At 70.0% G+C, this 15,147-nt stretch carries 13 protein-coding genes; 8 read left to right on the top strand and 5 right to left on the bottom strand.

The features are described 5' to 3' along the window. Window positions 1–10: 10 nt before the first annotated feature. The 3 genes from AB0I18_RS34370 to AB0I18_RS34360 all read left to right on the top strand — a co-directional run bounded on the left by AB0I18_RS34370 (window position 11) and on the right by AB0I18_RS34360 (window position 3,628). Window positions 11–961 carry a carbohydrate ABC transporter permease gene (locus AB0I18_RS34370; protein WP_363109588.1) on the top strand — a complete coding sequence of 317 codons (951 nt, stop codon included), beginning with the start codon at window positions 11–13 and terminating at the stop codon, window positions 959–961. Between the two features lie 10 nt (window positions 962–971). Continuing rightward, window positions 972–2,345 (top strand): sugar ABC transporter substrate-binding protein, encoded by a 1,374-nt coding sequence (locus AB0I18_RS34365; protein ID WP_363109587.1) that lies wholly within the window; start codon window positions 972–974, stop codon window positions 2,343–2,345. A gap of 80 nt (window positions 2,346–2,425) precedes the next feature. Then, complete coding sequence (locus tag AB0I18_RS34360) at window positions 2,426–3,628, top strand: Gfo/Idh/MocA family oxidoreductase (protein ID WP_363109586.1); 1,203 nt, start codon at window positions 2,426–2,428, stop codon at window positions 3,626–3,628. 42 nt (window positions 3,629–3,670) lie between these two features. On the opposite strand, the gene AB0I18_RS34355 is transcribed toward AB0I18_RS34360, so the two are convergent. Then, window positions 3,671–4,366: a L,D-transpeptidase family protein gene (locus AB0I18_RS34355; RefSeq protein ID WP_363109585.1), complete on the bottom strand. Its 696-nt coding sequence runs from the start codon at window positions 4,364–4,366 to the stop codon at window positions 3,671–3,673. Between the two features lie 206 nt (window positions 4,367–4,572). Between AB0I18_RS34355 and AB0I18_RS34350 the strand changes: the two genes are divergently transcribed. After that, a complete protein-coding gene (locus AB0I18_RS34350; RefSeq protein ID WP_363109584.1) occupies window positions 4,573–5,178 on the top strand; it encodes a dihydrofolate reductase family protein in 606 nt (201 codons plus the stop codon). Between the two features lie 35 nt (window positions 5,179–5,213). Here AB0I18_RS34350 and AB0I18_RS34345 read toward each other — a convergent pair whose 3' ends face one another. Further along, the gene (locus tag AB0I18_RS34345) at window positions 5,214–5,795 is read right to left on the bottom strand and encodes a hypothetical protein (RefSeq protein WP_363109583.1); all 582 of its coding nucleotides are present in this window, start codon (window positions 5,793–5,795) and stop codon (window positions 5,214–5,216) included. Between the two features lie 142 nt (window positions 5,796–5,937). Between AB0I18_RS34345 and AB0I18_RS34340 the strand changes: the two genes are divergently transcribed. Then, window positions 5,938–7,362, top strand: coding sequence for a pyridoxal-dependent decarboxylase (locus AB0I18_RS34340; protein ID WP_363109582.1), 1,425 nt, complete (start codon window positions 5,938–5,940; stop codon window positions 7,360–7,362). Here the strand turns inward: AB0I18_RS34340 and AB0I18_RS34335 are convergent. Next, the gene (locus AB0I18_RS34335; protein ID WP_363109581.1) at window positions 7,319–8,602 is read right to left on the bottom strand and encodes an MFS transporter; all 1,284 of its coding nucleotides are present in this window, start codon (window positions 8,600–8,602) and stop codon (window positions 7,319–7,321) included. The genes AB0I18_RS34340 and AB0I18_RS34335 overlap by 44 nt on opposite strands. Window positions 8,603–8,794: 192 nt before the next feature. On the opposite strand from AB0I18_RS34335, the gene AB0I18_RS34330 reads away from it, so the two are divergent. Next, window positions 8,795–9,739 carry an SGNH/GDSL hydrolase family protein gene (locus AB0I18_RS34330; protein WP_363109580.1) on the top strand — a complete coding sequence of 315 codons (945 nt, stop codon included), beginning with the start codon at window positions 8,795–8,797 and terminating at the stop codon, window positions 9,737–9,739. 145 nt (window positions 9,740–9,884) lie between these two features. After that, window positions 9,885–11,657, top strand: coding sequence for an ABC transporter ATP-binding protein (locus AB0I18_RS34325; RefSeq protein WP_363109579.1), 1,773 nt, complete (start codon window positions 9,885–9,887; stop codon window positions 11,655–11,657). A 123-nt stretch (window positions 11,658–11,780) separates the two neighbouring features. On the opposite strand, the gene AB0I18_RS34320 is transcribed toward AB0I18_RS34325, so the two are convergent. Together AB0I18_RS34320 and AB0I18_RS34315 are read right to left on the bottom strand one after the other, a co-directional pair. Next, the gene (locus AB0I18_RS34320) at window positions 11,781–12,266 is read right to left on the bottom strand and encodes a VOC family protein (RefSeq protein WP_363109578.1); all 486 of its coding nucleotides are present in this window, start codon (window positions 12,264–12,266) and stop codon (window positions 11,781–11,783) included. Between the two features lie 95 nt (window positions 12,267–12,361). Further along, complete coding sequence (locus tag AB0I18_RS34315; protein WP_363109577.1) at window positions 12,362–13,660, bottom strand: DUF6777 domain-containing protein; 1,299 nt, start codon at window positions 13,658–13,660, stop codon at window positions 12,362–12,364. A 182-nt stretch (window positions 13,661–13,842) separates the two neighbouring features. Here AB0I18_RS34315 and AB0I18_RS34310 point away from each other — a divergent pair, with 182 nt between their 5' ends. Continuing rightward, window positions 13,843–15,117, top strand: coding sequence for a streptophobe family protein (locus tag AB0I18_RS34310; RefSeq protein ID WP_363109576.1), 1,275 nt, complete (start codon window positions 13,843–13,845; stop codon window positions 15,115–15,117). The last annotated feature ends 30 nt before the right edge of the window (window positions 15,118–15,147 follow it).

Here is a 15,147-nt window from a genome sequence, read left to right as displayed (position 1 = left end):
AGACGCCGGCATGGCTGCCGTGACCACGACACCAGCGACGACACCACCGACACCCCCGACAACGACGTCCGTACGACCCGTCAGGCGCAGGCCCTCCGTCGGGCGGGTCCTGGCCTGGACGGCGATGGGGGCGATCGTGCTGATCACCCTGCTGCCGTTCTTCTGGATCCTGCGCACCGCGCTCTCCTCCAACTCCGGCATCACGGCCGATCCTTCCTCGCCCCTGCCGGTCGACCCGACGGACGGCGGTTTCGCCCGGGCCCTCGGCCTGCAGTCCACCAAGGAGGCGGTCGCGCAGGGCGGCGCCGGCGGCGGACTGGAGTTCTGGCGCTACCTGCTCAACTCGGTGGTCGTCTCGACCCTGGTCACCGGCTGCCAGATCCTCTTCTCCGCGATGGCCGCGTACGCCTTCGCGCGGCTGCGCTGGCGCGGCCGGGACAAGGTCTTCGCCCTCTTCCTGGGCGGACTGATGGTGCCGACCATCTTCACGCTGCTGCCGAACTTCGTCCTCATCAAGGAACTCGGCCTGGTGGACACCCTGTTGGGGGTCGCCCTGCCCACCCTGTTCATGACGCCGTTCGCGGTCTTCTTCCTCCGGCAGTTCTTCATGGCCATCCCGCGCGAGGTCGAGGAGGCGGCGCTGCTCGACGGCGCCGGGAAGGTGCGGATCTTCTTCCGGGTGCTGCTGCCGATGGCGTCCACGCCGGTGATCACGCTGGCCGTGCTGACGTACATCACGTCCTGGAACGACTACTTCTGGCCGCTGATGGTGTCGTACAGCGACAGCTCCCGCGTGCTCACCGTCGCACTGGCGATCTTCCGGGCGCAGAGCCCGCAGACCGGCATCGACTGGTCGGGGCTGATGGCGGCGACGCTCATCGCCGCGCTCCCGATGCTCGTGCTGTTCGCGTTCTTCGCGCGCCGCATCGTCAGCTCCATCAGCTTCACCGGAATCAAGTAGGAGGCACCTGATGCGATTCCGTACGCCCCCGAGGCGACTGCGTACGCTCGTCGCGCTGACCGGAGCGCTGGCGCTGTCCCTGGCGGGGTGCGCGAAAGGCGGCGCCGCCGGGTCGTCGTCGAACAGCGTGACGTACTGGCTGTGGGACGCCAACCAGCTGCCCGCGTACGAGGCCTGCGCCAAGGACTTCGAGAAGCAGAACCCCGGACTGAACGTGAAGATCACGCAGATGGGCTGGGACGACTACTGGACCAAGCTCACCGCGAGCTTCATCGCGGGCACCGAGCCCGACGTCTTCACCGACCACATCGTCAAGTTCGGGCAGTTCGCCGACCTGAAGGTGCTGCAGCCGCTCGACGAGCTCCCGCTGACCAAGGGCATCAAGGACGCCGACTACCAGCCGGGCCTCGCCGCCAACTGGGTCGGCCAGGACGGCCACCGCTACGGCGCCCCGAAGGACTGGGACACCGTCGCCCTCTTCTACAACAAGAAGATGGCCGACCAGGCGGGCATCGACGCCGAGACGCTGAACAGCCTCGACTGGAACCCCGAGGACGGCGGCAGGTTCGAGAAGACCATCGCGCACCTCACCATCGACAGGAACGGCAAGCGGGGCGACGAGCCGGGCTTCGACAAGAACAACGTCAAGGTCTACGGGCTGGCCAACAACGGCGGCGGCGACGCCGACGGACAGACGCAGTGGAGCAACTTCGCCGCCTCCGCGGGCTGGACCTACACGAACGCGAAGCGCTGGGGCGACCGCTACCACTACGACGACAAGACCTTCCAGTCCGTCATGAAGTGGTACTTCGGCCTGGCCAAGAAGGGCTACATGGTCCCCTTCGCCGACTGGAACTCCCAGTCCAACCAGGCCAACACGCAGGTGGCGGCAGGCCAGGCGGCGACCGCCTTCGACGGCGCCTGGATGATCTCCAGCTACGACGGCTTCAAGGGCATCGACATCGGCACCGCACTGACGCCGACCGGCCCGACCGGCAAGCGGGCCACCATGATGAACGGCCTCGCGGACTCCATCACCAAGAACGCCCCCAACAAGAAGGGCGCCGAGAAGTGGGTGGCCTATCTGGCCTCCGCCGAGTGCCAGCAGACGGTGGGCGGTTACGGCGTCGTCTTCCCCGCGACTCCGGGCGGTACGGACGCGGCCGTCGCCGCCTACAAGAAGAAGGGCATCGACGTCACGGCCTTCACCCGGCCGGTGGACGACACGAAGACCTTCACCACCTTCTCCTACCCGATCACCGACTACGCGGCGGACATCCTCGCGCTGATGAAGCCCGCCATGCAGGACATCTTCGGCAACAACGCCCCGGTGAGCGGGCTCGACGAGACCAACAGCCAGATCAACTCGCTCCTTTCGCAATAACCCCCTGGGGCCCTCCCCCTGTCCCTGCCCCCTCCCCTGCGATCCCCCACCCTGTATCCCGTGTCACCGAAGGGCATTTCATGACGTTCTCCCTCGGCATCGTCGGCGCAGGCCAGTTCTCCGGCCAGTTCGCCAAACTGTTCCTCGCCCATCCGGGCGTCGGCGATGTCCATGTCACCGACCTGCTCCCCGAGCGCGCCGAGCAACTGGCCGCGGCCGAGGGGCTGTCGGGGACCTTCCCCTCGTACGAAGCGATGCTGGAATCGAAGGCGGTCGACGCCGTCGCGATCTTCACCCAGCGCTGGACCCACGGCCCGCTGGTACTCCAGGGGCTGAACGCAGGCAAGCACGTCTACTCGGCGGTGCCGATGGCGATCAGCCGGGAGGAGATAGCGGCGATCATCGAGACGGTACGGGCCACCGGGCTGACGTACATGATGGGCGAGACCAGCCAGTACAACCCGGCGACCGTACATGCCCGCGACCAGATCGCCGACGGCGCGTTCGGGCGGCTCTTCTACGCCGAGGGCGACTATGTGCACGACATGGACCTCGGCTTCTACGAGGCCTACCAGTACAGCGGCGGCGAGAACTGGAAGGAGACCGCCAGCTATCCGCCGCTGCTCTATCCGACGCACTCGGTCGGCGGCGTGCTCGGGGCCTGGCAGACGCATGCGGTGAGCGTGTCCGCGATCGGGGTCAAGGACGATCGGGGGGACGGCGTCTTCGACGAGGACATCAGCCAGTTCGGCAACGACTTCTCGAACGCCACCGCGCTGTTCGAGGTCGCGGGCGGCGGCTCGTTCCGTACGAACGAGTTCCGGCGGGTGGGCTATCCCTCGCATATCCGGGAGTCCCGCTTCCGGTTCTTCGGGACGGACGCCAGCATGGAGCAGCTCGCCACCGTCAGCTTCTGGCAGGACAAGAAGGGGGTGAAGGACATCACCGAGCTGCTGGAGCCCAAACCGACCATGGCTCCTGACGATCCGTCACTTCAGCACATCGCGCCCGCACTTCGGGCGGCCTTCACGTCCGGTTCGGCGCCCGTGCACGACCGCGAGCGGCTGCCCCGCGAGTTCGACCATCTCCACAACGGGCATGAGGGAAGCCACCACTTCCTGGTGGACGACTTCGTCACCGCGGTCAACACGCGCACGCTGCCCTCGGTGAACGCCTGGGTCGCCGCCCGCTACACCCTGCCGGGCATCGTCGCGCACGAGTCCGCGCGGCAGGGTGGGGCGAGGCTGGAGATCCCGGACTTCGGGGACGCGCCGGAGGGGTAACTCCTGTGTGGTCCGGCCGTTCGCAAGGACGGCCGGATCCCGTCACGTGCCGGGCTTGCGGCCGTACACGTACACGTCGTCGCCCTTCTTCAGCAGCGACCAGTACTTCTTGGCCACCGTCTTCGTCATGTTGACGCAGCCGTGCGAACCGGGCGGGTTCCACATGCTCACGCCGACCGAGTGGAAGGCCTGGCCGCCGTCGAAGAACTGGCTGTAGGGCATCGGCACGTCGTAGATGGACGAGACGTGGTCGATGTGCCGCCAGTAGATCTTCTTCAGGCCGGTGCGGGTCTCGTAGCCGTTACGGCCGGTGCGGACCGGCACCGGCCCGTACACGAGGTTCCTGCCGTCCTGGATCCAGCTGAGCTGGAGCGTCAGGTTCACGCAGGCGATGCGGCCCTTGTTGACCGGGCACTTGCCGTCCCTGTTGGGGTTGTTCCCGACGGCCTTCTGCTTCGTCATCAGGTCCATCACACCCCAGGTGACGGAGCCCGCGTAGCCGATGTTCGGGGTGATGCCGTGCTTGGTCTGAAAGTCCTTGATCGCCTTGCAGTCGGCGGTGGACTGCCTGCCGTCGACCGGTCGGCCGAGGAACTTCTCGACCTTCTTCTGATACGGCCCCGCCTGCGTGGTGCAGCTCGCCGCCTGTGCGGGCGCCGCGCCCAGCGCGACGGTGAGCGGCACCACCAGCCCGGTGATCCCCAGTGCGACGGCTGACCGTCTGCGTATGTCCCCCATGATCAGGCCTTTCCCCTTCGATCCAGTCAATCTCTGCCAGCTAGACCCGCGCCGGGGGACATCGGTTGTGGGGCTTTTCGGGCTGCGACGAAACGGTGACATACGCCCAGACCGATGAGTTTTCGCGCGGCATGCTGTCCAAGGAGGGAGGGACGTCCGTATCGCCTGCCCGGGAGAGAAGACCCGAGAGAGAAGAGTGGTGCACGATGAAACTGGTACTGCAGGAGTTCCTGTCGCTGGACGGCGTCAGCCAGGGCCCGGGGTCCCCGGACGAGGACACCAGCGACGGGTTCACCCGGGGCGGCTGGTTCGTGCCGCACCTGGACGAGGAGTTCGAACGGCTGGCCGGCACCTGGCTCGGCCGGGCGGACGCGTTTCTGTTCGGCCGCCGTACCTATGCGAACTTCGCGCGGGACTGGCCGAAGATGACCGAACACCCGGCCGCCGCCATCCTGAACGGCCTGCCGAAGTACGTGGCCTCCCAGAGTCTGACGAAGGCCGAGTGGAACCCGAGCACGATCCTCTCCGGCGACGTCCCCGCCCAGGTCGCCGAGGTGAAGCGGCAGCCCGGCCGTGAGCTGCAGATCCACGGAAGCGCCCGGCTGGCCCAGTCCCTGCTGACCGCCGGCCTGATCGACGAACTGCGCCTCGCGATCGCCCCGGTGGTCGTGGGCACCGGCCGGCGCCTCTTCCCGGACGGCGGAGCCCCGGCCGGGCTGCGCCTCGTCAGCAACGAGACGACATCGCGCGGCCTGTCGGTCCACATCTACGAATCGACGGGCCGTCCGGAGTACGGAACGTACGGGGCGTAGGCGAGACCGAGGCCGAGCAGAACGGCTTGTCCGGACTACGTGGCCGGGCCGCCGGACGGTTGACCGCCGGCCGGCCCGGCGGCTGGCATTCGCCAGGCGTACCAGCCACGGCACAACACGTATGCCACCGTGACGGCCGCCACGAGAACCAGGTCGATCAGACCGGCCACCCGCGCCTCATTCACATCGCCCACCACCGCGGCGAAGACGACGAGCGCCCACTTCTGGCCGAGGACCAGCTCCCACAACCCCCGATGGCTGCGCGGCGCCGCGGCGAGAAGGGCGAACAGTCCGGCGAAGACCACGTAGGCGGACGTGCGCCATGCCTCCACCCAGATCCGGGCATCGGGCGCGCCCGTCACGAGCCCGATGCCGAGGACGAACGCGCCGACGGTCGAGAGCGACGCGAGGACGAGCAGCCTGCGACCGGTCCTGTCCGCGCGAACCGTGGGGCCATGGCCGGCGAGCGCGGTGTCTGCGAATTTCATGACGACCTCCTGTGTGCTGCGGAACGGCGTGGGCATTGGCGGGTGTCCCACTACTGGTCGCAGGTGCGGGCCGCGGTCGTTGACCTTGTCGAGGCGTTCGGCGGTGGTGCGCGGGCGGATGCTGAACATGGTGTTCTCCTCGTTGCGGCGGTGCGGTATCGGCTTTCGCGTTCGTTAGAAGTTGTAACTCAACGCAAGAGGGATAGTCAATAGCTTCAGTTATAGCCTGTAACTCAACGTGCCCCATGGCCGCCCGCCTACGCTGCCACCCATGCACCCCGCACTCGCCGACGACCTCTCCCGGCTTCCCGAACTCCTCCAGTCCGCACGCGACTTCGCCGCCCGTGAGGTGTCGGGGCTCGCGGTCCGGCCCGTGGCCCACCTCGGCACGGCTCCGGACACGGAACCCCTCCCGGCCGAGGGCTCCGGTGCCGAGGGCGCGCTCGCGCGGTTCGCCGAGCGGTGGGCGCCGGGCTTCTCCGCCTCGGCGGGCCCTCGCTATCTCGGCTTCGTGACCGGCGGCGCGACCCCGGCCGCCCTCACCGGCGACTGGCTGACCAGCGCGTACGACCAGAACGCCGCCGGCAGCGGCGACTCGTCGGCGACCGCCCTGGAGCGCGAGACGCTGGGCTGGCTGCGGGAGCTGTTCGGGTTGAGCGAGGCGCACAGCGGCGCCTTCGTGACGGGAGCGACGGTCTCCAACACTGTTGGGCTGGCCCTGGCGCGGGAGTGGCTGGGCGAACGCCAGGGGGTCTCCGTGTCCGAGGCGGGCGTCGCCGCGCTCGGCCCCGTGGAGGTCCTGTCCGGCAGCCCGCACTCCAGCATCCCCAAGGCGCTGTCCGTGCTCGGCATCGGCCGCGACCGGCTGCGTACGGTCCCGGTGCTGCCCGGCGGCCGTGAGGCCGTCGACGTCAGGCGGCTGGCCGAGGCCCTGGAAGGCCTCGACGGGCGTCCGGCCGTCGTCGTGGCGAACGCCGGGACCGTGAACACGGTCGACTTCGACGACCTGCGAGCGATCGCGAAGCTCAAGGAGCGGTACGACTTCTGGCTGCACGTGGACGCCGCCTTCGGCGGTTTCGCCGCGCTGTCACCCGCGTACGCGCATCTCACCGACGGCCTCGACGCCGCCGACTCGGTCTGCGTCGATCTGCACAAGTGGCTCAACGTGCCGTACGACGCGGCCGTGCAGTTCACCCGCCGACGGGATCTCCAGGTGCGGGTCTTCCACAATGCGTCGCCGTATCTCGGCCTGCCCACCGGCGACCCGGACTTCGTGCACCTCACCCCCGAGAACTCCCGTCGGCTGCGGGCACTGCCGGCCTGGTTCTCGCTCGCCGCGTACGGCCGTGCGGGGCACCGGGAGATCGTCGAGCGGAACGTCGCTCTGGCCCGGCGGCTCGGTGACCGGATCGCGGACGCACCGGGACTGCGGCTGGCGGCACCGGTCCGGCTGAACGTCGTCTGCTTCACGCTCACCGAGGACGCCACGCGGGAGCGGGTGCACGCGCTGGGGCGGGCGGTCTCCGAGTCCGGCGAGGCGTTCCTGACGCCGACCTTCTACGAGGGGACGCACGCACTGCGGGCCGCGTTCAGCAACTGGCGTACGTCCGAGGCCGATACGGACCGGGTGTTCGACGCCATTGCGCGGGCGGTCAGCTCGTCGGCGTCCCCGGGAGCTTCGGCGCGGGAGTCCTGACGGGCGGTTGCCCCTGGTCCGGCAGTTCGCGGCGTGTGCGGACCGGTGACAGGAAGACGGGCAGGAAGGCCGTGGCGAGGAAGGCGGCACCGACCCACAACGTGGCGCGTACGCCGATGAGTTCGCCGGTCAGGCCCGCCACCGCGGCGCCGACGGCGAGGGCACCGGTGAGCATGAACCTGAACGTGGCGTTCATCCGGCCGAGGAGAGCGTCCGGAGTCATCCGCTGGCGCAGGCTCACGCCGAGCACGTTGTCCATGCCCGTCTTGAACATGGCGAGCACACCGCCGGCGCCCGCGAGCCACAGCCACGGACCTCGGTCGATGAGCGGGACGAGCAGTCCGGCGGGGGCGAGGCACAGCCCCATGACGCCGAGGGTGCGGCCGTATCCGAGGCGCCCGGCGAGCGGGCGGGCGCAGCGGGCGCCCAGCAGCAGACCGACACCGCCCGCCGCCCAGTACAGGCCCAACAGGCTTACGGGCAGGTCGAGTTCGCGGACGAACACGACCGGGAGCATGGTGTTGATGATCTGCGAGCCCAGGTTGCTCAGCGCGGCGGTGAGTGCGAGCGCGCGCAGCTCGTTGTTGCCGAACACGTGACGCAGCCCCTCGGCGACCTGAGTCCGCAGCCCGGCCGACCGGCTCGGCGCGGGCGGTGCCTCGGCACCGCGGATCGCGGTGAGCCGGAGCGCCGAGGCCAGGTGGCTCACCGCCGTGAAGAGGACGGCGACCGGTGCCGTGAGCAGCTGGACCAGTCCGCCGCCCGCGCCCCGGCCGGCCACGTTGCTCACCGCTATGAGGCTCATCATGGCGGCGTTGGCCCGCACGAGGCTGTCGCGGCCGACGAGCCCGGGCAGGGCGCTCTGCGAGCCGACGTCGAAGAACACGGTGGCGCAGCCGTTCAGCAGCACGACCACATACAGCTGCCCCAGCGTGAGCGCGTCCAGCCACCAGGCCAGTGGAACGGACGCGAACAGCGCGGCCCGCGCCAGGTCCGCTCCGATCAGCAGCCTCCGGCGCCGCATCCGGTCCACCCAGGCTCCGGCGGGCAGCCCGATGAGCAGAAAGGCGAGCGTGCTCAGCGTGGCCAGGGCGCCGACCTGGCCGGGGCTCGCGTCGAGTTCGGCCACGGCGATCAGCGGGACGGCGACGTAGCTGACGTTCGTGCCGAGCTGACTGAGGGCGGTCGCGCCGAAGAGCGTCCGGAAGTCGGCCGTCCGCCACGGGGAGTTGGGCTGCATGATCCACAAAGGTGCCCGACCCCGACGACACAGCACAAGTGAAAGAATCTACACGGAAACTTAAGCAGAGCTACGCAGTTGATGTGCCGTCTCTCCTGAGCCACATCGACGCCCGAACGCCACCCCTTCCCCCCGGCGTCCCACTGTGCTTGTCTGAGGGCCGTTTTCGGTGGCTGGGGCGGGAGTTACCGTATGCGCAAGCCGTGGATCGTCGGGGTAGTGGTGGGCTTTCTGCTGCTCGGTGCGTGCGGGGATCCGGCCTCCGGGCCCGAGTCCGCGCCGCCGCCCGTTCCGCAGGCCGCCCGCACGTCACCGTCCCCGACCATCCATCAGCGCCCGGCCGCCACACCCGAAGCCGAGCCCGCGGTCGAGCCCGGGACCGCGGCACCCGCCAAGCGTCCCACCGTGCTCTACCTCGGCGACTCGCTCGCCATGGAGAACCAGAAGGTGCTCGGCGGGCTCCTGCGGGAGGAGCTGGACGCCCGCTACACCAGCGCCCCGTACTCGGGCACCACCCTCTGCGACTACCTGGAAGGCACCGGCGAGAAGTCTCTCGTACCGCCCAAGGACAAGGCCGCCGCCCTTGTCCGCTCCCTGCGGCCGGACTTCGTGGTGCTGCAGTTCTGGGGCAACGCGTGGGACTACACGTGGTGCATGGACGGCATCACCCACGACAAGGCACGGGACAAGTACTTCGCGCGCTACACCGCCGACGCACGGAGGCTGACCGATCAGATCGCGGGTGCGGCGGGCGGCCCGGACCGGCCGAAGGTCGTGTGGGTGCTCCAGGGACCCGACCCGATCACGCCCGACCGCGTCCGCGGCGTCAACCAGGTCTACGAGCGGCAGGCCGACGCCTCCGGTGATCTGGTCGCGGACGCCGGCAAGGCGGTGAGCCCGGCCTCGGCCCGCTACACATGGACCCAGCACCTGCCGTGCACGGCGTACGAGCGCGAGCACCCGCAGTACTGCACCCAGCCGGGCAGCGGCCGGACCGCCCTGCACCTCGACGACGACTACCTGCACTTCTGCCTGGCCCCCACCACCCCGGAGTCCAGGCCCTGCCCGGTCCGCTCGCCGGGCATCACGCGCATGGGCCTCGCGATCACCCAGGCGATCGCCGCCGCGACGAGCTGACCCAGTCCCGGCGTCCGGCCCTCAGCTCCGTCTCGACTGCCGTTACGCCGGCACAGGAACCCCGGCCGTCCCACGTGTAGCTGGTCACGGCGTGGGCAGAAAGCGCTTGCCCTGTTCTCGGCTCCCCTGGGAGGGACGGCCACCCATGGCCTCGTGGGAGAAACCGCTCGACCACCGCTACCGCGGCGAGCACCCGATCCGCACCCTCGCCTACCTGTTCCGCGCCGACCGCTGGAAGCTCGTCGCCGCGTTCCTCGTCTTCACCGTCAAGCACAGCCCGATCTGGCTGCTGCCGCTGATCACGGCGTCCATCATCGACACGGTCGTCCGGCACGGGTCGGTCGGCGGCATCTGGTTCAGTGCCGGGTTCCTCCTCGTCATCCTGCTGATCAACATGCCGCTGCACCTGGTGTACGTACGCCTGCTGTACGGCAGCGTGCGCCGGATGGGCACGGCTCTGAGGTCCGCCCTGTGCACGCGCATGCAGCAGCTCTCCATCGGTTACCACTCACGCGTCAGCGCGGGCGTGCTCCAGGCCAAGGTCGTCCGTGACGTGGAGACGGTCGAGCAGATGGTCCAGCAGACCGCCGAGACCGGGCTCGGCGCGGTCACCGTCCTCACCGGCGGGCTGGTCATCATCGCCGTGCGCACGCCCGAGTTCGTGCCCGTGTTCCTGTGCGTGGTGCCCGTCGCGGCGCTGCTCGTGGCGCGGCTGCGGAACCGGTTGCGCACCCACAACGAGGACTTCCGCCACGAGGTGGAGCATCTGTCGTCACGGGTGACGGAGATGACCCGGCTCATCTCCGTCACGCGCGCCCACGGCCTGGAGGGCAAGGCCCTACGACGCATGGACGGCACCCTGAGCAAGGTACTCAAGTCGGGGCTGCGCCTGGACCTGCTCAACGGGCGCTTCGCCTCGCTGGCCTGGGTGTTCCTCAACGTGATCGGGGTGCTCTTCCTGACCGCGGCGGCGCTGGTCTCGTACCACGGCGTCTGGGGCGTGTCCCCGGGAGACGTCGTCATGCTCAGCGCGTTCCTGACCACGCTCACCAACTCGACCACCACGCTGGTGGGGCTGGCTCCGGTCATCACCAAGGGCCTGGAGTCCGTACGTTCCGTGGGCGAGGTGCTGCAGGCGCCCGAGCTGGAGGACAACGAGGGCAAGGCGCGCCTCGACTCGCTGCGCGGTGCCGTCGAGTTCCAGCACGTGGGCTATACGTACGAGGACGCCGGGCGGCCCGCCGTACGGGACTTCAACCTCGCTGTCGCGCCGGGCGAGACCATCGCGCTCGTCGGCGCCTCGGGGGCCGGGAAGTCCACGGTGCTCAGTCTCGTCATCGGGTTCATCCGGCCGGCCTCGGGCCGGCTGCTGCTCGACGGGACCGACATGAACAGCCTGGATCTGCGCACGTACCGGCGCTTCGTGTCGGTCGTGCCGCAGGAGTCGATCCTGTTCGACGGCACCGTGCGGGAGAACGTCGCGTACGGCATGGACGATGCGGACGCCGACGAGGCGACGGTGCGCGCGGCGCTGCGGGACGCCAACGCGCTGGAGTTCGTCGACCGGATGCCGCACGGTCTCGACACTCTGGTGGGCGAGCACGGGGCCCGTCTTTCGGGCGGCCAGCGGCAGCGGCTGGCCATCGCGCGGGCCCTCATCCGCAATCCGCGCGTGCTGATCCTCGACGAGGCGACGTCCGCGCTGGACACACGGTCCGAGGCACTCGTCCAGCAGGCGCTGGCCCGGCTGGTGCGGGGGCGCACCACGTTCGTGGTGGCGCACCGGCTGTCCACGATCCGGGGTGCCGACCGGATCGTGGTGATGGGGGACGGTGCCGTGCGGGAGGTCGGGTCGCACGAGGAGCTGATGCGACGCGAGGGTGCCTACACGGCCCTGCAGGGCGGCCAACTCGCCTGAGCCGGTGCGGCCAGGGCCCGTGTCGGAAGTGGCGTCGTCCGCCCGGAGGGCGAGCCGGGCGTCGCCCGGCAGGCGCCACTTCCGACACAGGCCCGAGGTGACCGGCCGCCCGTGCCGGGCACCTCACTCGCCGGCGTAGGCCTTCTCCAGGGCGGCGATGTCGAGCCTGGACATCTGCATCATGGCCTGCATCGCGCGGGCCGCCTTCTCCGTGTCCGGGTCGCTGATCATCTCGGTCAGCCGGGTCGGGTTGACCTGCCAGGAGAGGCCGAACTTGTCCTTCAGCCAGCCGCAGGGGCCGTGCTCGCCACCGCCCTCGACAAGCGTGTTCCAGTAGAAGTCCACCTCCGCCTGGTCCGCGCAGTCGATCTGGAAGGAGACGGCCTCGGTGAACTTGAACTCCGGGCCACCGTTCAGGGCGACGAACTTCTGGCCGTTCGCCTCGAACTCGACGGTCAGGACGGAACCGGTGGGGCGGTCGGGACCGGCCACCGGGTAGGGGGTGATCCTGCCGATCCGGGAGTTCTTGAAGACCGAGACGTAGAAGTTGGCGGCGTCTTCCGCCTGGTCGTCGAACCAGAGGCAAGTGGTGAATGCGTCGGTGGTCATGGGCACCTCCTGGGAGCGCGAATGCTGTCACCACTGTCGACTGATCCTCGTGCGAAAACTCATCGGTGACTCGCCCCGCAGTGGCGGACAGTCCCTCAGAGCCCCGGAGACGTCGCGCCCGACTCGGGGGCGTGGTAGCTGGAGGGCGGCGAGTCGAGGGAGTCGTTCGGCGCGGGTGCCGTGGGGGGATCGGAGGACGGGGGCTCGGACTGCGGGGTCGGCGCCGACGGGGTGTCCGACGAGGTGGACGGGCAGGGGCTCGCGGAGCCGCTGGGCGTCGCGGTCGGATCGGTCGGGTCGGTCGGTGCGGACACGCACGGGGACGGGGAGGTCAGCGCGGGAGGCGGTGAACTCACCGACGGCGACGGGCGGTTCGCCGGCGGGTCCGTCTTCTTGTCCTTCTCACCGGTGTCGCCCTTGTGCCGGTTGAACCAGCCGCCGCTGTCCGGGTCGTAGACGACGAAGATGTTCACGACCTGGGGAGCGGGCGCGACGACCACGACGTTCGCCGGCCGGTACGAGGACCACGAGTCGCCGGTCCTCCTGGGCGTGGACTGCTGCGCGACCGGCGGCAGCAGCGGGTTGCCGCAGGCGCAGCGCACTCTGGGCACGCCCCGGTCGTCGACGAGGACAGCGGTGCCGGACTGGAGGACCGCCTGATACCTGGTGGGGTTGCCGTCGCGGTAGCCGTGGTTGGTGACGCGGGTGTCCATCCGCAGCTGTACGGGGGTGAGCGAGCGCAGGTAGGCGGGCACCGCGGAGGGCTCGACGCTCAGGACGGACGCGAACGCCTTGTTCTTCGCCGGCGCTTTCCGGAGTGCCGAAATCTGTTTCTCGACGTCACAGCTGGCCACGTTGCGCGTACCGCCGTAGAGGCCGGGTGCCGAACCGTCCACGGCGCGCGTCACGTTGGCGGACTCGCCGGCGCTCGTCGGTGACGGTGTCTCGGGCGGGGTGGAGCTGTCCTTCGCCGTCGACTCGGTGAACGGGTCGGGCCCCGACTTGCCCGCGGCCTGGAGGAAGACCTCGCCGCCGGAGCCCGAGGTACCGCCGTCGGAGCGGGTGAAGACGACAGCCAGCGTGACGGCCGCGACGAGTGCGGCTGCGATGACCGCGACGCGGGGCGCGGACTTCCACCAGCGCCGGTCGGGCCCCTCACCGGGGCCGGAGCCGGTGCCGCCCGGGCCGAGCGGACCACTGGGTCCGCCGGGGCCGCCCGGACCGGAGGGGCCCGAGGGACCACCGCCCGATCCGTCCGCACCCGAGGCACCGCCCGCCGGACCCAGTGGGGCGCGGTCGCCCGGCGGAGGTGTGGGACTCGGCCGGGTCGGGCCCGACAGCGGGCCGGAGGGCGGTCCTGTGGGGCGGCCGGAGGACGGCGGTTCGACACTCACGAGCTCTTCTTCCCGGCGCAGGGATCCCGCGCCACTTCATGCGCTCCATGCGTTTTCTTGCGTTTTGTACAGAATTATTACTCAATCAGCCCATTGTGTGCTCCGGCCCCGTACCGCCCGCAAGCGGACGCGGCCGGAACTCCCGGCGGGCGCTCCGCCGAAGCCCTGCCTAGCGTGGCAACGTGAGCCTCCAGACACGTCCTGACCAGGCAGTGACCCGCCACGGCTGGGTACAGGCCGCCGCGACGGTCCTCGCCGGGCTGATCTCCATGGGCGTGGTCGCCGCGCTCGGCCTGTGGGGGGCGGGTGCGGCGGATCTGCCGGACGGCGCTTTTCCGCGGGTCGTGGCGGCCACCGTCGTGGTGGCGGTCGGCGGTTCGATCGAGCTCGCGGGTGACGCCGGGGCGATCGCCGAGACCCAGGCGGGGATGACGGTCATCCCCCTCTCGGTGGCGCTCACCGGCGTTCTGGCCGTCGCCGCCGGTTTCCTGCGGCCGCTGCGTCACCGGGCTGTCGCCGGAGCTCCTGAACTGGCCGGCTGGGCCGCCCGGATCGCGATCCTGTGGATCCTGGCCCTGACCGCCCTGTCGCTGCTCGCCCGCCAGACGTTCGCGATCCCGCTCGGCGAGGGGACGGTCTCCGGCATCGGTGACGTCCTCGGCGCCTCGCCGCGGGTGGGCTTCGAGACCGATGTACCGGCGACGCTCTTCTTCGGCCTGTTGTGGCTGGCCGGCGTACTCGTCCTCGCGCTGCTCGTCTCCCCCGGGGCCCCGCTCCCGGCCCGGCTGCTGCGCTTCCAGCGGTCGGTGCGGCCGGCCGCGTACGCGATGGTCGTGCTGCTCCTCGCATACGTCGCCCTGGGCGTGCTGATCGGCCTGGTGGTGGCGGCGACGCGCGGGCATGTCCCGGAGACGTTCGCCGTCATTCTCCTGGGGCTGCCGAACCTCGTCTGGCTCGTCTTCACGATCGGCCTGGGCGCCTCCTGGGAGGGCCGCGTCGACGGTCCGTTCGGACTGCCCATGCCACGGCTGCTGGACACCGTGCTGCGCACGCCGGACCTCTCCACGCTCGATCTGCGCACGCTCGCCGAGCACGACGGCAAGGTGTGGTGGCTCGTGGTCGTCAACGCGGTCCTGCTGCTGACCGCCGCGTTCCTGATGGCCGCCCGCTCATCGGCCCGGATGCGGGCCTGGCAGCACGCCCTCCACATGGCGGTCGCGCTCACACTCACGGTGCTCATGATCTGCCTCGTCGGCCGGATCTCCGCCCACTACGGCCTGTCTGTGCTCGGCATCGGGGACCTCGGCAGCGGGTTGTCCGGCGACCTGCTTCTGCGGCCACGGCTGTGGACCGCGCTGGGTTTCGCGGCACTCTGGGGGCTGGTCACGGGCTTCCTGGGCGGTCTGCTCGCCTCGCGGGTGCACCGGCGCGGCGAAGTGGCCGACTCTCGCCCCTGAGGTCCAGGCTTCGCACTACGGTACGGATCC

The organism is Streptomyces sp. NPDC050704 (assembly GCF_040654355.1).
Classification (GTDB): Bacteria; Actinomycetota; Actinomycetes; order Streptomycetales; family Streptomycetaceae; genus Streptomyces.
The sequence above is the reverse complement of the archived record's forward strand: the minus strand, read 5'-3'. Positions and strand labels throughout refer to the sequence as shown.